Consider the following 18,848-nt stretch of genomic DNA (forward strand, 5'->3'; position numbering starts at 1 on the left):
GCGCGCGCGCGGCGCTGCCCCCTGCATCCCCCCCCCCCCCCCCCCTCTCCAGGTGGCTACAGCCCCTTGTGGAAGCTCTCGGTCGCCTTCAGGAAGATGTCGTTCGCCTCGGTCTCACCGATCGTGACGCGGACGCCCTCGCCCGTGAAGGGCCGCACGACGACCCCGGCCTGCTCGCAGTGCGCGGCGAAGTCGAGGGTGCGCTCCCCCAGCCTCAGCCACACGAAGTTGGCCTGCGTCTCGGGCACCGTCCAGCCCTGACCGCGCAGGGCGTCGACCACCCGGGTGCGCTCGGAGACCAGCGAGCCGACCCGGCCGATCAGTTCGTCCTCGGCCCGCAGGCTCGCCACCGCGGCGTCCTGGGCGAGCTGGCTCACACCGAACGGCACCGCCGTCTTGCGCAGCGCGGCCGCCACCGGCTCGTGAGCGATCGCGAAACCGACCCGGAGCCCGGCCAGCCCGTACGCCTTGGAGAACGTGCGCAGCACACAGACGTTGGGCCGGTCACGGTAGATCTCCACACCGTCCGGCACCTCGATGTCACGGATGAACTCGCGGTACGCCTCGTCCAGGACGACCAGCACATCACTCGGCACCCGGTCCAGGAACCGCTCCAGCTCGGCCCGGCGGACCACCGTGCCGGTCGGGTTGTTCGGGTTGCAGACGAAAATCAGCCGCGTCCGGTCGGTGATGGCATCGGCCATCGCGTCCAGGTCGTGCACCTCGCCCGGGGTCAGCGGCACCCGCACCGAGGTGGCCCCGCTGATCTGCGTGATGATCGGGTACGCCTCGAAGGAGCGCCAGGCGTAGATGACCTCGTCACCGGGGCCGCTCGTGGACTGCAGCAGCGACTGCGCGACACCGACCGAGCCGGTACCGGTCGCCAGGTGCGAGACGGGGACGCCGAAACGGTCCGCCAGCTCGTTCATCAGACCCGTGCACGCCATGTCCGGGTAGCGGTTGAACGAACCGACCGCCGCGGTCAGGCTCTCGACCACGCTCGGCAGCGGCGGATACGGGTTCTCGTTGGAGGACAGCTTGTACGCCACAGCGCCGCCGGCGGCGGCGGGTTTGCCGGGCTTGTAGGTGGGGATACCCGCCAGCTCGGCACGCAGCTTGGGGTTCGTGTCGCTCACCGCAGTCCTCCTTGTGACCACCAGCGGCTCATGACCACCACCGGCTACCAATGCTTCTCACCTTATGAGGATTCCGCGCCGCTGCGAATGGCCTGTGGACAACCCGACACCGCCGCGCGCCCCGCCGGATGATCATCCGCGGACGTCCGTGACACCGGGCCGGGGCGTCGCCGCCGCACGCCCGGCGGCCCTCCCCGTACGAAGTCGTACGAAAGGGGGCGCGTCGACGGCCATCACATGCGCCGGTGGCTCACGCCGTGGCGCGCATCCCTCGTACAGGTGAGTTGAGACCTCTTCGAAACATGGCCCGCTTGGCAGGCTCGCACGCGCCGACAAGTCACGTATCGGGATGGGAACGTTCAACTACCTTCAGTTCAAAGGGAGTTAGCACATTTCGATCATGCAGAAACGTGCCTGTCAACGCGTGCATATGCGTCCGCACTACCCCACCGTATGAGCCCTACTATCGGCTCGCCATGACAGCAGCAGGGAAGCACCAGGTGAGCCGGGCGGAGACCTCCCGCCGAGGCGGTCGGCCGGGCCGGGCGGGCATCAGAGACGTGGCCGCGGCAGCAGGGGTCTCCATCACAACCGTGTCCGATGCCCTCAACGGCAAGGGGCGGCTCCCGGACGCCACCCGACGCCATGTCCGCGAAGTCGCCGACCGGCTGGGGTATCGCCCCTCGGCCGCGGCCCGAACCCTCCGTACCGGCAAGTCGGGCTTGATCGGCCTGACCGTCACCACGTACGGGGATGAACCTTTCACCTTCACCGAGTTCGCGTACTTCGCCGAGATGGCCAGAGCCGCCACCTCGGCCGCGCTCGCCCGGGGATACGCCCTGGTCATCCTCCCGGCGACCTCCCGCCACGACGTGTGGTCGAACGTCGCCCTGGACGGGACCGTGGTCATCGACCCGTCCGACCAGGATCCGGTCGTCAGCGAGCTGGTCCGCCAGGGGCTGCCCGTCGTCTCCGACGGCCGGCCCGTGGGATCGCTCCCGGTCACCGCCTGGGTGGACAACGACCACGAGGCCGCGGTCCTCGGCATCCTCGACCACCTGGCCGACGCCGGCGCCCGCCGCATCGGCCTCCTCACCGGCACCACCACGGACACGTACACCCGCCTCTCCACCACCGCGTACCTGCGCTGGTGCGAGCGCGTGGGCCAGGATCCGGTGTACGAGGCCTATCCCGCGCACGATCCGTGCGCCGGAGCGGTGGCCGCCGACCGGCTCCTCGCCCGGCCCGACCGGCCGGACGCCGTCTACGGCCTCTTCGACCCGAACGGCACCGACCTCCTGGCGGCCGCCCGCCGCTACGGTCTGCGCGTACCCGAAGACCTGCTTCTGGTGTGCTGCAGCGAGTCGAACGTCTACGCCAGCACCGAGCCGCCCGTCACGACGCTGTCCCTCAAACCGCGCAGAATCGGCACGGCGGTCGTCCAGTTGCTGATCGACGCCATCGAGGGGGTCGAAACGGACCAACCGGTCGAGCAGGTGATACCCACAGAGCTGATCGTGCGGACCTCGTCGCAGCGGCGGCCGCCCCGGACGACCGTCAGTCCGCCCCGATCACCCGAGCAGGGCTGAGGCACGATCCGGATTGGGCGGGGCGAGCCCCGCCCAATTCGGGCGAAAACCGCGGTGAACTGGGCTCCTGTTCCGATTCACCACCCCTGGGTCATCACATGGCGCGATCCGCATTCCTATGATGGGCGGACGACACCGCGGGCCGCTGCGACCAGGCAGTCCGAACCGGTGCAGATGCGGCGCGATGGTGGTGGAGGGGTCGATGACTCAGGGGGCCGGTCAGGGACCCGAGGTGGTGCGGACGGCGACGTTGCGCGACTTCCGGGTACCCGGGTACGTCCACGAGACCGGTCCGTATGCGCAGAACACGCCTCACGGCGAGGGCGCCGGACCCATGACTGCGCGGTACGCGCCGGGAGAGTCGTCCCCGTACGCGTCCGGGGAGGCTCCGCCGGAGTTCCCGGGAGAGTTCTCCGAGGGGTACACGCCCACGCAGCGCGATCTGCCGGTCATCAACCGCGGCGACACCCAGCAGGTCGCCGTCGACCCCTCCGGCGCACCCGCCCCGGCACCCGGCGCCGGACCCGGCCCGCTGTACGTCGTCGGGGACGTGCACGGCTACCTCGACCAGCTCGTCGCCGCGCTCCAGGCCAAGGGCCTCGTCGACGCCGGCGGCAACTGGTCGGCCGGCACCTCGCGCCTGTGGTTCCTCGGCGACTTCACCGACCGGGGCCCGGACGGCATCGGCGTGATCGACCTCGTGATGCGGCTGTCCGCCGAGGCGGCCGCGGCCGGCGGCTACTGCAAGGCGCTCATGGGCAACCACGAGCTGCTGCTGCTCGGCGCCAAGCGGTTCGGCGACACCCCGGTCAGCTCCGGCGCCGGCACCGCCACCTTCCAGGCCGCCTGGCTCCTCAACGGCGGCCAGAAGACGGACATGGACCGCCTCCAGGACCACCACCTGCAGTGGATGGCCCGCCTCGACGCCATGGAACTGGTCGACGGACACCTTCTGGTGCACTCCGACACCACCGCCTACCTCGACTACGGCGACTCCATCGAAGCGGTCAACGACACCGTCCGCGAAACCCTCACCCGCAACGACGCCGAGGACTGCTGGGACCTCTTCCGCAAGTTCACCCGGCGCTTCGCCTTCCGCGACGAGGGCGCCGAGGCGGTCCGCGAACTGCTCGACGCGTACGGCGGCACCCGCGTCGTCCACGGCCACAGCCCCATTCCCTACCTTCTGGGCGAGGTGGGCCCGGAGGACGGCGAGGCCGGAGCGGGTCCCGTCATCGAAGGACCGCACGTCTACGCCGACGGTCTGGCCATCGCGATGGACGGTGGAGTGACCATGGCCGGAAAGCTGCTGGTCCAACAACTTCCGCTGGATATCTGAGCGTTCACCGGGCAGGCGTCCGGCCGACGGACCACTCCGGACAGGGGCCAATTTCTGGAAACCCCCTGTCACGGCGTGCCGTCGCCGCTCTACCATCGGCTTATCCGTAGCAGGCTCCCCTCCGTTTCTGCCCAACGGCTCGTCAGCGTGCGAGCCACCAGCCCTACGGAGCATCGGGGGATGCAGATGAACAGCGTTCCGCAGCACCTGCTGAGCGAGGACCGCCAGGAATACGAGCGGATCCTCGATGAGGCGCTGCGCTCCGCACCACACCGCCCGGAACTCGCCGCTGTCGGCCAGCGGCTCAACCTCGAACAACTGCGCACCATGGCGCTCAACGCCACGGCCCTCATCACGACGGCCGCGTCGGACGAGTACGCGCACTACGTGAAGGTCCGCAGCGAACTGCGCCGGCCGGTGCGGCCCGCCCCGGCCATGAGCGAGGAAGCCGGCTCCACGGAGCCGGGCACGACCGCTATGGGGCTCGCCGCCACCGTGGGGGAGGTCACCGAGACCGCCGGGGCCGGGGCGGTCGCCGTCGTCGCGGTGCTCGCCCCCGTCCTCGCCGGGACAGCCGCGGCCATATTCCTGCTCGTGGGCTACGTCCTGAGGATGCTCGATCCCGAGCCGACCATCGCCAGAACCCTTCTGACCACCGGATGGGTCTTCGGCGCGGTCACGGCGGCCGCCATTCTGGTCGCCGCGGCCGGACTGCTGCTGACCGCCCTGCGCAACGGTTCGTCCTCCCTCCACGCGGGAGCGGGTGACGAGCTGACCGGACAGGTCGCCCGGGCCAAGGAGGCCTGGCGTGACGCCCTGCTGGAGCGCGGCATCATGCCGTTCCTCCGGGAAGCCCTCGCGGACCCGGGCTCGGCGGCACTGAGCCGCCCCGCACCGGCCCCGAGCCGCATGCCCCACCTCGGGTACGGCCGGCCGGGGTTCAGCAGTCCCGACGGCGGGCCCGCGGCGGGCCCGCGCCCGAGCTTCTCCAGCCCGGACTTCTCCAGCCCGGACTTCGGAGGACCGGAACACCAGCCCGAGTGACCCGGCCGGCCGACGGCCGGGTCCGAGGCAGGAGAGGGCCCGCGCGGGTGCGCGGGCCCGCACACCCTTGCCGGTGGGGCTCTTTCCGGCCACCGGTACGAGCGGGCTCTCACGGCTGCCCCGGGATGCGTCGACGGCGTCCCGCGGGCTCCCTCCGCCGTCTATAGGGCTGTCTCAGACGATGCCCAGCCGACGCGCCTCCTTCATCCACGACGGGAACTCGGACAGCAGCCGGTCGTAGAGCTCCGGATCCGGTACGTCGCTGATGTCGTCGACCGCGAAGAAGCCCACGTTGTCGACGCGCCGGCCCGGCAGGGTGTCGAACCTCTCCAGAACGCCGTAGTCGGAGCGCCCCAGTCCGACGAACTGCCAGAAGACCGGCTCTTCCACCGCCTCCCGCAGCTCCTTCTCGATCTCCTTGTTGCGATAGACACCGCCGTCGGAGAAGAAGAGCACCAGCGTGGGATCTGGGGCCGGGTTCGCGCGGACGAACGCCCGGACCTCGGCGATCACCTTCTGCTCCTCGTTCTGGATGCCCACCGCCCGCATGTCCACCTGGCCGGGCAGCAGGCCCTTCTTCGGCTTCTTCCGCCGGAACAAGGTCAGTTCACCGACCCGGACATGGTGCTCCAGCCACTCCGGCAGATCGCCCAGGGCGAGGTCCGGCAGCCGTGCCGGGTTCGACGCGAAGGTCCACGCCTGCATCTCCCCGTCGTCGTCCAGCTGGGCCGCCACCGCGGCCATCCGCTCCACGACATCGGCCACGACGCCCTTGGAGTACAGGAACGACATGGAGCCGGAAGCGTCCAGGACCAGGATGACGCGGGCCCTGACGCCCACGGCACCGTGCTTGCGCAGACTGACCGCCACCTGCTCCTTGCGCAGGGAGAGCCGCTTGCGCATGTCCACGGGCAACCGCTCCTCTCCCTTGACGAGACGAGGAGCCAAGCCGGGACCCGGGGGCGCCTGGGGCACCGGGGGTACCGACGGGACGGGTGCGGCCGGGGGCACGGGGGCCGGCGGGGCCGCGGGGGCCTGTGGGGGTGCCGGTGCCGACGGAGGCGACGGGGGGACGGGAACGCTCGGGAACGCCGGTGCCGGCGGCGGATTCGTTGCCGACGGGAGTGCCGGTGCCGGTGAGGCGGTTCCGGGGGCCGAGCTTCTCGCGTCCGTACTCCCGGAAGCGCCCGGCTCCTCGTCCACGCTGATCCCGAAGTCCGTCGCCAGGCCCGCGAGTCCGGACGCATACCCCTGGCCCACCGCGCGGAACTTCCACCGACCGCCCCGCAGATACAGCTCGCCTCCGATGAAGGCGGTCTCCGTCGTCGCCTCCATCTCGAAGAACGCCAGTTCCTCGCCGGTTCCGGCGTCGAGCAGCCTCAGCTTCAGACCCGACAGCTCACCGAAGGTGCCCCCGTCGGCCGAGGCGCCCAGGACCACCCGCTGGATCTCGGGCTCCAGGGCGCGCAGATCCACCTCGACGGTGTCCGTCGTTCCGTCGCCCTCCCGCCGCTTGCCCGAGTGGCGCACGGCGCCGGAGGCATGCCGGGGCTGGTTGTAGAAGACGAAGTCACCGTCGTCGCGCACCCGCCCGTCCGCGCGCAGCAGCAGCGCCGAGGCATCGGCGTCCGGCGCGCCAGGACCCCCGGACCAGCCGAGTACGACCCGCACCTCCTGCGCGGCAACGGGAAGGTTGGCACCCTTGCTCATCGATGTCGGTGTCATGCGCCCAGTCTCCCTGGAGAAGCCGTCGGTGGATCCGACCGATACGCCCGCGCGCGAGAAGAGCCGGCCGCGTCCGACGCGGCCCGGACGAACTCACGCAAACGCTCGGTGGTGTTGCTCTCCCTCCACACCAGTCCCCGTTCGATCGGCCGGGCGTCGTGAAGAGGCACGTAGGCGATGTCGGGCCGGGGGTAGTACTGCCGCGAGTGCTCCCCGACCGGGAGGACGCCCCGGCCCATAGCGACCAGGGTCAGCATCTCGGAGAACGAACCGCCGACCGGGCCCTTCGGGACGGGTCTGCCCGAAGGGGTGTGGTCCGGTGTGCGGTCCCGCTTGAACGCCGCCGAGGTCACCGCGGGGTACTGCACCACGGGGTGCTCCGCGAGCACCTCCAGGGACAGCCGTTCCTCGCCGGCCAGCGGATGACCGGCCGCGACCGCCAGGACCCGTTCCTCCCGCAGCAGGGCGGGTCCGCGGGCCATTCCGTCGAAGGGGAACGAAGCGAGGAGCACATCGACCGAACCGTCCAGCAGACTCGCACGGGAGTTGGAGAGCTGGACCTCCCGCACGTCGACCCGGCAGTCCGGGTGACGCTCACCGAACAGGGCGACCGCTCTGAGAAGCGCGGGCGCCGTCCACTCACCGAGGAAGGCGGCCCGCAGCTCTCCGGTGATCCCCCGGCTTGCGTCGGCCGCCCTTCCCAGCGCGGCTTCGATCCCGGCGACGAGGGGTGCCAGGTCGTCCGCGAGCTGCCGGCCGATCGGGGTGAGCCGGACCGAACGGCTGGTGCGTTCGAACAGCAGGCCGCCGACTCTGCGCTCCAGCGTCTTGATCACCTGGCTGACCCGCCCGGTGGTGATCAGCAGCCGCTCGGCGGTCCTGCCGAAGTGCAGCTCCTCGGACAGCGTCAGAAAGGTCTCGATCTCCAGTCGCTCCAGCATGAACCCCCCAGCGTTAAATCTGGCTCAACGGTCGTACAGCGATCATGCCTTGATGGCGTCCGTCCCGCGGCGGATCGTAGAAGGCGTCCACCCGGCCGCGGGAGGGAGCCGAACAGTCCCCAGGCCGGCCGAGCACACGGCGCCTCCGTGCCCGGCTCCGCCCACCGCGTCCGCCACACCGATCACACCCTCTCCGAATGGGAAACCCATGGCTTCCGCGGACATCACCGCCCACCTGAACGGGCTCGACGGCCCGCTGCGCGACATCGGCGAGAGGGTCGGGCACGTCATCGACTCGGTCCTCCCCGACGACTCCGGCGCGATGTGGCACGGCCATCCCACCTGGAGCCTCGGGGACAAGCCGGGCCGGACCCCGGTCTGTCTGCTCAAGGCCTACCCGTCCTACGTCACCTTCGGCCTGTGGCGCGGCCAGGACGTGACCGACCCATCGGGCCGGCTCGTCGCCGGAGCCCGCCGGATGGCCTCGGTGAAGCTCGGCCGTACCGAAGAGATCGACCCCGACCTGTTCAGCGCGTGGCTTCGCCACGCCGTCGCCCTGGAGACGACATGACCACCCTGCGCGTGAAGGCCTTCGACCACCTGGTCCTCAAGGTGGAGGACGTCGAACGGTCCCTGGACTTCTACACCGGGCTTCTCGGCCTGGAACCCGTACGCGTCGCCGAATGGCGTCTCGGGCAGGCCCCGTTCCCGTCGGTGAGGGTCACCGCGGAAACCATCATCGATCTGATCGCCCATGCCCCTGAGGGGTCCAACGTCGACCACATCTGTCTCACCGTGGAACCGCTGGACTGGGACCGGGTCATCGCGTCGGGATCCTTCACCGTGCTCGAAGGGCCCGTGGAACGCTTCGGCGCGCGTGGCACCGCGACGTCGGTCTATGTCCGGGACCCGGACGGCAACACCGTCGAACTGCGCTGGTACCCGCAGGACGTCACACCGTGACCGGGCCGGGGACCGCGGTCCGGGTGTGATCCCCGGACCGCGCCCCCGTGGGCCGGCTCAGTCGGCCAGCGGCAGGTACACGCGGTTGCCGGCCTCCGCGAACTCCCGGGACTTCTGAAGCATGCCCTCGGAGATCTCCGCGGCGGAGGCACCGTCGGCCGCTTCACCGCCGAACCGCTCGTTGATGTCCTGGCTGATCTTCATCGAGCAGAACTTCGGCCCGCACATGGAGCAGAAGTGGGCCGTCTTGGCGGGCTCGGCCGGCAGTGTCTGGTCGTGGAACTCCCGCGCCGTGTCCGGGTCGAGAGCCAGGTTGAACTGGTCCTCCCACCGGAACTCGAAGCGGGCGTCGGAGAGCGCGTCATCCCACTCCTGCGCACCCGGGTGCCCCTTGGCGAGGTCGGCCGCGTGGGCGGCGATCTTGTAGGTGATGACGCCGGTCTTGACGTCGTCACGATCGGGCAGGCCCAAGTGCTCCTTGGGCGTGACGTAGCAGAGCATGGCCGTGCCCCACCAGGCGATCATCGCGGCACCGATGCCGGAAGTGATGTGGTCGTACGCCGGCGCGACGTCCGTCGTCAGCGGGCCGAGGGTATAGAACGGAGCTTCATCACAGATCTCCTGCTGAAGGTCGATGTTCTCCTTGATCTTGTGCATCGGGACGTGTCCCGGGCCTTCGATCATCGTCTGTACCTGAAAACGCTTCGCGACCGCGTTGAGTTCCCCGAGCGTCCTCAACTCGGCGAATTGCGCGGCGTCGTTGGCGTCCGCGATGGACCCCGGCCGCAGCCCGTCGCCGAGCGAGTAGGTGACGTCGTACGCGGCGAGGATCTCGCAGAGCTCCTCGAAGTTCTCGTACAGGAACGACTCCTTGTGGTGCGCGAGGCACCAGGCGGCCATGATCGAGCCGCCGCGCGAGACGATGCCGGTCTTGCGGTTCGCGGTGAGCGGCACGTACGCCAGGCGCACACCCGCGTGGACCGTCATGTAGTCCACGCCCTGCTCGGCCTGTTCGATGACGGTGTCCTTGTAGATCTCCCAGGTCAGCTCCTCGGCACGGCCGTCGACCTTCTCCAGCGCCTGATAGAGCGGCACGGTGCCGATGGGTACGGGGGAGTTGCGCAGCACCCATTCACGGGTGGTGTGGATGTTGCGACCGGTGGACAGGTCCATGACCGTGTCGGCGCCCCAGCGGGTCGCCCAGGTCATCTTCTCCACCTCCTCCTCGATGGAGGAAGTCACCGCGGAATTGCCGATGTTGGCGTTGACCTTCACCAGGAACCGTTTACCGATGATCATCGGCTCGATCTCCGGATGGTTGACGTTCACGGGCAGCACCGCCCGGCCCGCGGCGATCTCCTCCCGTACGACCTCGGGGTCGACGTTCTCGCGGAGCGCCACGAACTCCATCTCGGGCGTGATCTCCCCGCGTCGCGCGTAGGCCAGTTGGGTGACCGCCCGGCCGGGCCGCCCACGGCGTGGCTGACGCGGCCGGCCGGGGAAGACCGCGTCGAGGTTGCGCAGCCCTCCGCGCGGGGACGTGTGCTTGATCCCGTCGTCCTCGGGGCGAACGGGACGGCCCGCGTACTCCTCGGTGTCTCCGCGCCCGATGATCCAGCTCTCACGCAGCGGCGCCAGCCCCCTGCGCACATCGGTGTCGACGGTCGGATCGGTGTACGGGCCGGACGTGTCGTACAGCGTCACGGACTGCCCGTTGGTGAGGTGCACCTGGCGGACCGGCACCCGCAGATCGGGGCGTGTGCCCTCGACGTACGCCTTGTGCCAGCCGATGGACTGCCTGTCCTGGCCGTCCGGAGACGGCGGCGAAGCCCCGTCCGTCCGTCCGGAGGCAGGCATGCGTACATCCTTGTCGGTCATCTGACCTACTCCCTACGCCGGCATTACCCGGTAACAGGTTCAGCGGTCGACGCAGCGGCTTCCGATCGCCGATGTTTCATGTGAAACATCGCGAAGACGGAGGTCAGCGTCCTCTCAGCCCGGTGCTCCGAGCTCCCGCGTGTGCAAAGGTGCCTCCACGCTAGCGTCATATTTGGCGCGGTGAACAGAGGGCCCTTGACGTTCTTGCGATGATCGGGCGGTGACGACGACCCGGCAGCACTCGTTTCCCCCCTCCGAGCCACCGCGCCGTCCCGGCTCCGACGGCGGCCGCGGACATGGCTCCGGCACCGGCCCCGAGCACCAGCATGAGCAGGGGAACGGACATGGGCACGGACCGGACGGTGATCATCACGGTTCGGGCGACGGGCACGAGCCGGGTTCCCGCCGCGGGCACAGCGAGCCCGCGGGCGCCGGGCACGGGCATTCCCACAGCCACGGTCCCGCGGCGCCGGTCTCCAAACATCTGCGCAAGGTCATCGCCGCGGTACTGATCCCCTTCGCGGCGGCGGTCGTGGCGGGTCTCGTGCTCCTGTGGCCCGGCGGCGCGCCGGCCCACGAGCGCACCGGTGTCGGCTTCGACCGGCAGACCCAGCAGGCGACGGTCACGAAGATCGACCAGCTGGACTGCAAGTCCGTGAACGCCTCCTCCGGGACCTCGGCGGGCGACGCCTCCGCCACCGGGGGTGCCTCGGCTCAGAGCCGGGCCTCGGGGGAGTGCAAGAAGGCGACCGTCCGGATCGACACCGGAAAGGACAAGGGCCGCACGTTCACCGAGATCGTCCAGCCGGACCAGTCACGGCAGTTGCACCAGAGCGAGAAGGTCGTTGTCGCGTACGAGCCGTCCGCCCCCAAGGACCTCCAGTACTCCGTCACGGACGCGAACCGGAAGCTGCCCCTGACGCTGCTCGCCGTGATCTTCGCGGTGGTCGTCGTGGTGATCGGCAGGATGCGCGGCATCATGGCGCTGGTCGCCCTGGCCATCAGCTTCGTGATCCTGAACTTCTTCATCCTGCCCGCGATCCTGCAGGGCTCGAACCCGCTGCTCGTGGCCGTCGTCGGGTCCAGCGCGATCATGCTGATCGCGCTCTACATGTGTCACGGTCTGTCGGCCCGGACGTCCGTGGCGGTGGTCGGCACCCTGCTCTCCCTGGTGCTGATCGGTTTCCTCGGCTCGTTCTTCATCGACTGGGCTGTGCTGACCGGCAACACCGACGACAGCACCGGCCTGATCCACGGCCTGTACCCGTCCATCGACATGAGCGGCCTGCTGCTGGCCGGCGTCATCATCGGTTCGCTCGGTGTCCTGGACGACGTGACGGTGACGCAGACGTCCGCGGTCTGGGAACTGCACGAGGCGAACCCCACGATGGGCCGGCGCGGTCTGTACCGGGCGGGTATCCGTATCGGCCGCGACCACATCGCGTCGGTCGTCAACACGCTCGTCCTGGCCTACGCGGGCGCCGCCCTGCCGCTGCTGCTGCTCTTCTCGATCGCGCAGAGCAGCGTGGACACCGTCGCCAACAGCGAACTGGTCGCCGAGGAGATCGTGCGGACACTCGTCGGATCGATCGGTCTGGTCGCCGCGGTGCCGGTGACGACCGCGCTGGCCGCCCTGGTGGTCGCGGCGGACCGCGAGGGCGGCGCGCCCGTCCCCGCGCAGCCCGCGGCCGACAGGACCCCGGCACGGAGCGGCAAGGGGCGTCGCCGCAAGCACTGACCCGTCCCAGGTGGCGCTGAAACCATCCTGCACCGGCGGCCCTCGTGAGGAAGCGTTCCTCCGCTCCGGGCCGACCGGTGCGTCAGCCCGCGCTCTGCTCCTCCGAGAGGATGCGGTCGAGCACCGCGTCGAGGGATGTGTCGAAACCCTCGAGAGAGCGTTCCTGCCCGAGCGGCACGAGCCGGTCCGTCCGGTCGAGGAACGCGACGAGCGGCGCGGTCCCGGACCGGAACAGCGCGTGATCACCGCCGACCTGAAGCCGGATCAGCACCTCTCCGAGGGCCTCCGGGTCGGCCGGAGCGATGTGCACATCGCCGTCACCGCAGGGCCTGCCCACCCCGTCGATGAGCAGTTCCCGTCCGAACGCCCAGGTCACCGGCGCGTCGCCGGGCAAGTGGAAGGTCAGCCGCACCGCGTACGGATCACAGGTCTCGTATCGCAGCTCGACAGGAATGCGGAAGCACAGCTCCTCGGACACGAGGAAGCTCATCATGACCTCTGCCTGCACCGACTCACGCATCGCCTACCCCGTCGTTTGCTGTCGACTGGCCAGCAGTCGTCCCACCTGACACTGCTGGAAATCTTGCTCAACGTGCATGCCTAATTACAAGGAGTGAGTTTTCAGATACTGATAGAGATGGCGAGTGTTCCTAGCAGGCGGCCCACCTCGCTCTGGAGTCTCCGTGCCGTGGGGATCAGGCGGTCGCCCTGGTGGGACGGGAGGGAGAAGGCCACGACGGCGGCCGAACTGCCCGCCGTGACCGGGATCGCGGCGCAGACCGTGCCCAGCGCGTACTCCTGCCGCTCGATCACCGGTTCCATCCGGCCCGTCCGTTCCAGCCGGCGCAGCAGACGGTCCTCGTCACGCACCGTGTACGGGGTGAGCGCCCGCACCGGGTAGCGGTCGAGGTGGTCACGCCGGGACTTGTCGTCCAACTGGGCCAGCAGGCACTGACCGACCGCGTGGGCGTGCCCGGTCTCTCGGAAGTCGGCCCACTCCTCGACGGCGGGGCTCGCCGGGGTGTCGACGACACACGTGACCTCGATCTCACCCTCGCGGTAGACCGCGTAGTACACGGGTGCGCCGATCGCGTCGCGCCAGTGCTCGAGGGTGTCCCGCACGGTGCTGCGACGTTTCTGCCGGGCTCCGCTGCTGCCGAGCCGCTCGGCTGCCTCGCCGAGGAAGAACAGCCCCCTGTCACGCCGCAGATAGCCCTCGTGGACCAGGGTGCGCAACAGGTGGTACGCGGTCGGCAACGCCAGTCCGGCCTCCCGGGCGAGCTGTTTGGCGGGGGCGCCCTGCTCACGGGAGGCGACGGCCTCCAGCAGACGCATCGCGCGCTGGACCGAGCCGATCAACGTGGTGGTGCGCGAGTCCAGGGGACCGGCTTCCCGCTCCGCCGAAGGGGTGCGGGCCCGCCGGGCGGGTTCCCCGGTCGCCGGGGTCCGGGACTCCGCCCGCTTCCCGGACGGGGTGAGCGAGGGGGGCGGCTCCCCCGGCGAGGTACGCGGCTGCACCGGCGGAACGCGTGCCGCCGCTGGCGTACCCGGTCGCCGGAAGGGTGGAGCGACGGATGGTGCGGGTGCGATGTCAACCGTGGCCAAGGGGCACTCCGAAGAGCGAGGGAGGACCGCCCGTGCGGGGAGTCACGGGAGGGGACTGTGCGCTGCCCGCGGGGTCGGCCCCGCGTCGAGTTCCGGACTCTAACGGCCCGTCACCGCTCAGACAGGGCCTCACCGGAAAACTTCCCCCGGCCGAGGGAACCTTGGGTTCCCTTTCCCCTTTCTCCGTTACCTGTCGCTCGCCCCCGCACGCCTCACCAGTCGCTGCGCGAGGAGGAGCCCGACATGAACTTCCGCACCACGAAGATCAGCCCACCGACGAGCGCGACGAAGACGAGCAGCTTGAAGAGCAGGCCGATGACGAACCCGACGACGCTCGCTATCAGACCGCCGAACACCACGAGGGCGATGACCGGCACCGCGACCCACTTCACCCACCACGGCATACCGCTGAAGATCTCCTGCATCGCCCTGTCCTTACCTCTCCTCGCCCGTGGCCCCGACTCCGGGACACTGATTCCGGGTTCTCTGGTTCTCTCGCATCCGATGCTAGGCCGGAGGAGGGCCGTGCGGTGCCCTCGCATCCCTTGTCCTCCCCTGACCGTTCCCCTAGGGAACCCTGAGACGCGGGGTCAGCTCTCGGGCGGAGAGAACACCACCAGAACCCGCAGGTCCTCGGTGATGTGGTGGAACTTGTGGGCGACCCCGGCGGGCACGTAGACGACGCTGCCCCGGGCCACCGGAGTGGTCTCCAGGCCGACCGTGACCGAAGCCCGTCCGCTGACGACGAAGTACACCTCGTCCTGGGCATGCGGCTTCTGCGGATCGAAGGCGCCCGCGTCGAGCGCGTACAGCCCGACCGACATGTTCCGCTCACGCAGAAACTGCAGGTAGGCACCGTCGTTGGCGGCGCGTTCCGCCTCCAGTTCATCCAGCCGGAATGCCTTCATCGCCCTCGTCCGCTCTTGTACACCACAGGCTGTTTCCACAGCCTCTTCTGGCCAGTCGATCTCTCTGCCACGATCAGACACATGAAGAATTTCGTAGTCAAGACGCTCGCCAACGCGGGGGCCCTGGCCGTCGCCGTCTGGCTGCTCGACAAGATCACCCTGACGGGCGACAGCACGGGCAAGAAGATAGGCACGCTCATCCTCGTCGCACTGGTCTTCGGACTGGTGAATTTCCTGGTCAAGCCGGTCGTGAAGGTGCTGACCTTCCCGCTCTTCATCCTCACCCTCGGCCTGATCACCCTGGTGGTGAACGCCTTGATGCTGCTGCTCACCTCGTGGCTCGCCGACAAACTCGACCTCAGTTTCCACGTGGAGGGCTTCTGGGCCGCCGTCCTGGGCGGCCTGATCATCTCCGTCGTCTCCTGGGCGCTCAATGTCGTGCTGCCCGACGGCGACTGAAACGACCGAGAGAGTCCGATGACCTACCGCGTCTGCTTCGTCTGCACCGGCAACATCTGCCGCTCGCCGATGGCCGAGTCCGTCTTCCGTGCCCACGTGGCGCGAGCCGGACTCGACGAAATCGTCGAGGTCGACAGCGCGGGCACGGGCGGCTGGCACGAGGGCGACGGAGCCGACGAGCGCACCGTCGCCGTGCTGGAGGCGGGGGGCTACGAGAGCGACCACGCGGCCCGGCAGTTCCAGGCCTCGTGGTTCTCCCGTCTCGATCTCGTCATCGCCCTCGACACCGGCCACCTCAAGGCCCTGCGCCGCCTCGCGAAGAGCGCCGAGGACGCCGGCAAGGTCCGGCTGCTGCGCTCGTACGACCCCGCCGCGGGCGACGACCTGGACGTCCCCGATCCGTACTACGGACAGATGGACGGCTTCGAGGAATGTCTTGAGATGGTGGAGGCGGCGAGCCCCGGCCTGCTCGCCGCGGTACGAGAGCAAATGGAGGGACGAGCAGTATGACGTCAGGGGATTTCGTCACGGCGGACGACGAGGGCACCGGCCCCACGGGCGAGCGCGCGGACACGTGGGCGACGGGCTCGGGCGACGGCACACGGGCGGTACGTGCCGGGCTTCCCGAACCGGTCAAGTACGAGCCGACCCTTCCCGGCCCGGTCTTCGCCGCGCATTTCCATCTGCCCGGTGATCCCACCGGCCCCTACACCTACGGCCGCGACGAGAACCCGACCTGGACGCTCCTGGAGCGCGCCATCGGCGAGCTGGAGGCTCCCGGGAAGGAGTCCGTCGAGACGCTCTCCTTCCCCTCCGGCATGGCCGCCATCTCCGCGGTGCTCTTCTCTCATCTGCGCTCCGGCGACGTCGTCGTGCTGCCCGACGACGGCTATCAGGTGCTGCCGCTGGTGCGCGAGCAACTGAACTCGTTCGGCGTCGAGGTGCGCACCGCTCCCACCGCGGGCGACGCCCAGCTCGAGGTGCTGGACGGCGCGAAGCTGCTGTGGATCGAGACACCGTCCAACCCAGGACTCGACGTCTGCGATCTGCGCCGCCTCGTGGCCGCCGCGCACGCGCAGGGCACGCTCGTCGCCGTGGACAACACTCTGGCCACCCCGCTCGGACAGCGTCCGCTGGAGCTGGGCGCCGACTTCTCCGTGGCCAGTGGAACCAAGATGCTCACCGGGCACGGCGACATCCTCCTCGGGTACGTCACCGGCAAGAACGCCGGTCTGATGGCTCCCGTACGGCGCTGGCGCAAGATCGTCGGAGCCATCCCCGGGCCCATGGAGGCCTGGCTCGCCCACCGATCGCTCGCGACGCTCCAGCTCAGGGCCGACCGGCAGACCGCCACCGCGAAGACGATCGCCGAGGTACTGCGGGACCGCCCCGAGGTGACGGGGCTGCGGTACCCGGGACTGCCCGACGACCCCTCGTACAAGATCGCCTCGCAGCAGATGCGCCGCTTCGGATGCGTGGTCTCCTTCACGCTGCCCTCGCGCGAGCGCGCGGAGCGCTTCCTCGACGCGCTGCGTCTGGTGGACGACGCCACCAGCTTCGGCGGGGTGCGGTCCACGGCCGAGCGGCGCGGCCGGTGGGGTGGCGACGCCGTCCCGGAAGGCTTCATCCGTCTGTCCGCCGGTGCCGAGGATCCCGAGGATCTGGTGACGGACATCCTGAGGGCTCTCGACGCCTCCGCGGAGTAGGGCACCCGTCACGACGGGATCAGTACCCCCGCTACGCACAACGGACGGTCCGAGCCTCCCCCCTCGTGGCTCGGACCGTCCCGGTTCTGCGCGCGAAGAACCGCGCGAACAAGGCTAGTTGACTCTGTGTCAGTGTCCAATCACAGTAGCGACAGAGACCTATCGACTTATTTATAGTTGGGGCTCGCGCGGGGTGCTGAAAGGGGAGAGGCACCATGGACCTGGCCTTGCTGCGCACGTTCGTGACCGTGCACCGGGCCGGTTCCTTCACTCGTGCCGCCGCACTGCTCGGCCTGTCCCAGCCGGCCGTCACCTCGCAGATCCGCACGCTGGAGCGCCAGTTGGGGCGGCCGCTGTTCCTGCGCCAGGCGCGAGGGGTGACGCCCACGACCATCGGCGACGAACTCGCCCACAAGGCGGCGCCGCATCTCGACGCCCTCGTGGAGATCACCGAGACCGGTCTCGACGAGGACTCGTCCCTTCGCACGCTGCATCTCGCCGGACCACCCGAGTTCACCGCGGAACGCGCCTTGCCCGCTCTCATGGAACTGACCGGAGACGACGGCCAGGGCTTCGCGCTGCGCGCCACCTTCGGCAACGCGGAGGAGACGATGGAGGGGCTCGCCGCCGGACATCATGATCTGGCCATGACGACGGCCCAGCCACGGGGCGCGCTTCTCACCGCGACTCCGCTCTGCGACGAGGAGCACGTCCTGGTCGCCGCCCCGCGCTGGGCCGCCGAGATCGGTCCGGGCAAGCTCCGCCGCAAGGGCGCCCACGCTCTCGAGGACTTCCCCATCGTCGAGGTCCACGAGTCGCTGCCGCTCGTCGCCCGCTACTGGGCCTCGGTCTTCGACTGCCGCCCCGCCGCCTCCGGCACGGTGATCGTCCCGGATCTCCGAGCGGTCCTCGCCTGCGCCTCCGCGGGCGCGGGCCTGGCCGTCCTGCCCAAGTACCTCTGCTCCGAGGCCATCGAGCGTGGTGACGTCGTGGCGCTCCTCGACCCCGCGGTGCCCCCGCTGCGTACGTACTTCCTGGTCGTGCGGACCGGAACGCTGGCGATGCCGCACATCGCCCGAGCGCACGCCTGGCTGTTGCGGGCGGCCGTCGACTGGAGCTGAGGCGGGCACGGGCGGGAAGCCGCGGTCCCGGACCTGACACTCCGGGACTCCGGGACTCCGGGACTCCGGGACTCCGGGACTCCGGGACTCCGGGACTCCGGGACTCCGGGACTCCGGGACTCCGGAGATTCTTCGGGGCTTTCACGCGGAATCGCGGCCACGCGATGTTTCACGTGGAACCAGCCGGGCCACATTTCTCCCATGACCGTCCGACCCGTGGTCAAGCGCACCGCACGTGCCGTCCTGCTCGACGGCGACGACCTGATCTTGATCAAGCGCACCAAGCCCGGCATCGATCCCTACTGGCTCACACCGGGTGGCGGGGTCGAACCGGAGGACACGACTGTCGTCGAGGCACTCCATCGCGAGGTGCACGAAGAACTCGGCGCCAAGATCGTCGATGTGGTTCCCTGCTTCGTCGACACGGTCGAGCACATCGGCGACGACGGCGGCGCGACCGGTGTGAAGGTCCAGCACTTCTTCGTCTGCCGGCTGGAGTCCATGGATCCGTCCCTGCGGCACGGTCCCGAGATTGACGAGCCCATCGGCGAATACGAGATCGTCCGCGTCCCGTTCACCCGGGTCGGGATCGCCTCCGTCCACCTCGTACCCCTGTCGCTGAGGCACTACCTCGACGGGAACATCGAGGGCGTACGCGCCATGCACGCGCCCGACCTGGGCTGATCCGGAGAGAAC

The 18,848-nt window shown here is 69.6% G+C and carries 19 protein-coding genes and 1 riboswitch; of the genes, 11 read left to right on the forward strand and 8 right to left on the reverse strand.

Annotation, left to right across the window (positions count from 1 at the left end; all coding sequences use genetic code 11):
* Positions 1 to 56: 56 nt before the first annotated feature.
* Positions 57 to 1,136, reverse strand: coding sequence for a histidinol-phosphate transaminase (hisC, locus tag ACFXGX_RS08515; protein WP_384786633.1), 1,080 nt, complete (start codon positions 1,134 to 1,136; stop codon positions 57 to 59).
* A gap of 476 nt (positions 1,137 to 1,612) precedes the next feature.
* On the opposite strand from hisC, the gene ACFXGX_RS08520 reads away from it, so the two are divergent.
* From ACFXGX_RS08520 to ACFXGX_RS08530, 3 genes are all read left to right on the forward strand, one after another.
* The gene (locus ACFXGX_RS08520; protein ID WP_384786636.1) at positions 1,613 to 2,725 is read left to right on the forward strand and encodes a LacI family DNA-binding transcriptional regulator; all 1,113 of its coding nucleotides are present in this window, start codon (positions 1,613 to 1,615) and stop codon (positions 2,723 to 2,725) included.
* A gap of 202 nt (positions 2,726 to 2,927) precedes the next feature.
* A complete protein-coding gene (locus ACFXGX_RS08525; RefSeq protein WP_384786639.1) occupies positions 2,928 to 4,064 on the forward strand; it encodes a metallophosphoesterase in 1,137 nt (378 codons plus the stop codon).
* Positions 4,065 to 4,244: 180 nt separating this feature from the next.
* Entirely contained in the window at positions 4,245 to 5,108 is an 864-nt protein-coding gene (locus tag ACFXGX_RS08530) for a hypothetical protein (RefSeq protein WP_384786642.1), read from the forward strand.
* Positions 5,109 to 5,282: 174 nt separating this feature from the next.
* On the opposite strand, the gene ACFXGX_RS08535 is transcribed toward ACFXGX_RS08530, so the two are convergent.
* Both ACFXGX_RS08535 and ACFXGX_RS08540 read right to left on the reverse strand, forming a co-directional pair.
* Positions 5,283 to 6,833, reverse strand: coding sequence for a VWA domain-containing protein (locus tag ACFXGX_RS08535; RefSeq protein ID WP_384786645.1), 1,551 nt, complete (start codon positions 6,831 to 6,833; stop codon positions 5,283 to 5,285).
* Positions 6,830 to 7,774, reverse strand: a complete 945-nt coding sequence (locus ACFXGX_RS08540) for a LysR family transcriptional regulator (RefSeq protein ID WP_384786648.1) — start codon at positions 7,772 to 7,774, stop codon at positions 6,830 to 6,832. The genes ACFXGX_RS08535 and ACFXGX_RS08540 overlap by 4 nt, the downstream gene beginning before the upstream one ends.
* Positions 7,775 to 7,982: 208 nt before the next feature.
* Between ACFXGX_RS08540 and ACFXGX_RS08545 the strand changes: the two genes are divergently transcribed.
* Both ACFXGX_RS08545 and ACFXGX_RS08550 read left to right on the forward strand, forming a co-directional pair.
* Entirely contained in the window at positions 7,983 to 8,345 is a 363-nt protein-coding gene (locus ACFXGX_RS08545; RefSeq protein ID WP_384786651.1) for a DUF1801 domain-containing protein, read from the forward strand.
* The gene (locus ACFXGX_RS08550) at positions 8,342 to 8,737 is read left to right on the forward strand and encodes a VOC family protein (RefSeq protein ID WP_384786654.1); all 396 of its coding nucleotides are present in this window, start codon (positions 8,342 to 8,344) and stop codon (positions 8,735 to 8,737) included. Before ACFXGX_RS08545 ends, ACFXGX_RS08550 begins: the two co-directional genes overlap by 4 nt.
* A gap of 57 nt (positions 8,738 to 8,794) precedes the next feature.
* On the opposite strand, the gene thiC is transcribed toward ACFXGX_RS08550, so the two are convergent.
* Positions 8,795 to 10,615 (reverse strand): phosphomethylpyrimidine synthase ThiC, encoded by a 1,821-nt coding sequence (gene thiC, locus ACFXGX_RS08555; protein WP_384786656.1) that lies wholly within the window; start codon positions 10,613 to 10,615, stop codon positions 8,795 to 8,797.
* A riboswitch (TPP riboswitch) is annotated at positions 10,608 to 10,764 on the reverse strand. Its footprint overlaps the gene before it by 8 nt.
* A gap of 71 nt (positions 10,765 to 10,835) precedes the next feature.
* On the opposite strand from thiC, the gene ACFXGX_RS08560 reads away from it, so the two are divergent.
* Complete coding sequence (locus ACFXGX_RS08560; protein WP_384786659.1) at positions 10,836 to 12,353, forward strand: YibE/F family protein; 1,518 nt, start codon at positions 10,836 to 10,838, stop codon at positions 12,351 to 12,353.
* 82 nt (positions 12,354 to 12,435) lie between these two features.
* On the opposite strand, the gene ACFXGX_RS08565 is transcribed toward ACFXGX_RS08560, so the two are convergent.
* The 4 genes from ACFXGX_RS08565 to ACFXGX_RS08580 form a co-directional block, all read right to left on the reverse strand.
* Positions 12,436 to 12,873, reverse strand: coding sequence for an SsgA family sporulation/cell division regulator (locus ACFXGX_RS08565; RefSeq protein ID WP_384786662.1), 438 nt, complete (start codon positions 12,871 to 12,873; stop codon positions 12,436 to 12,438).
* Positions 12,874 to 12,974: 101 nt separating this feature from the next.
* Entirely contained in the window at positions 12,975 to 13,688 is a 714-nt protein-coding gene (locus ACFXGX_RS08570) for an IclR family transcriptional regulator (RefSeq protein WP_384786933.1), read from the reverse strand.
* Positions 13,689 to 14,170: 482 nt separating this feature from the next.
* The gene (locus tag ACFXGX_RS08575; RefSeq protein ID WP_382783201.1) at positions 14,171 to 14,383 is read right to left on the reverse strand and encodes a DUF5326 family protein; all 213 of its coding nucleotides are present in this window, start codon (positions 14,381 to 14,383) and stop codon (positions 14,171 to 14,173) included.
* Between the two features lie 165 nt (positions 14,384 to 14,548).
* Positions 14,549 to 14,866, reverse strand: a complete 318-nt coding sequence (locus ACFXGX_RS08580) for a cupin domain-containing protein (protein WP_384786665.1) — start codon at positions 14,864 to 14,866, stop codon at positions 14,549 to 14,551.
* A gap of 81 nt (positions 14,867 to 14,947) precedes the next feature.
* Between ACFXGX_RS08580 and ACFXGX_RS08585 the strand changes: the two genes are divergently transcribed.
* The 5 genes from ACFXGX_RS08585 to ACFXGX_RS08605 all read left to right on the forward strand — a co-directional run bounded on the left by ACFXGX_RS08585 (position 14,948) and on the right by ACFXGX_RS08605 (position 18,836).
* Entirely contained in the window at positions 14,948 to 15,325 is a 378-nt protein-coding gene (locus tag ACFXGX_RS08585; RefSeq protein ID WP_384786668.1) for a phage holin family protein, read from the forward strand.
* Between the two features lie 18 nt (positions 15,326 to 15,343).
* Positions 15,344 to 15,835: a low molecular weight protein-tyrosine-phosphatase gene (locus tag ACFXGX_RS08590; protein ID WP_384786671.1), complete on the forward strand. Its 492-nt coding sequence runs from the start codon at positions 15,344 to 15,346 to the stop codon at positions 15,833 to 15,835.
* Positions 15,832 to 17,031, forward strand: coding sequence for a cystathionine gamma-lyase (locus tag ACFXGX_RS08595; RefSeq protein WP_384786673.1), 1,200 nt, complete (start codon positions 15,832 to 15,834; stop codon positions 17,029 to 17,031). Before ACFXGX_RS08590 ends, ACFXGX_RS08595 begins: the two co-directional genes overlap by 4 nt.
* A gap of 215 nt (positions 17,032 to 17,246) precedes the next feature.
* Complete coding sequence (locus ACFXGX_RS08600) at positions 17,247 to 18,152, forward strand: LysR family transcriptional regulator (protein ID WP_384786676.1); 906 nt, start codon at positions 17,247 to 17,249, stop codon at positions 18,150 to 18,152.
* 201 nt (positions 18,153 to 18,353) lie between these two features.
* Positions 18,354 to 18,836: an NUDIX hydrolase gene (locus ACFXGX_RS08605; protein ID WP_355760299.1), complete on the forward strand. Its 483-nt coding sequence runs from the start codon at positions 18,354 to 18,356 to the stop codon at positions 18,834 to 18,836.
* Positions 18,837 to 18,848 lie beyond the last annotated feature (12 nt).

Origin of the sequence: Streptomyces sp. NPDC059371, from assembly GCF_042751995.1 — a bacterium.
GTDB lineage: Bacteria > Actinomycetota > Actinomycetes > Streptomycetales > Streptomycetaceae > Streptomyces.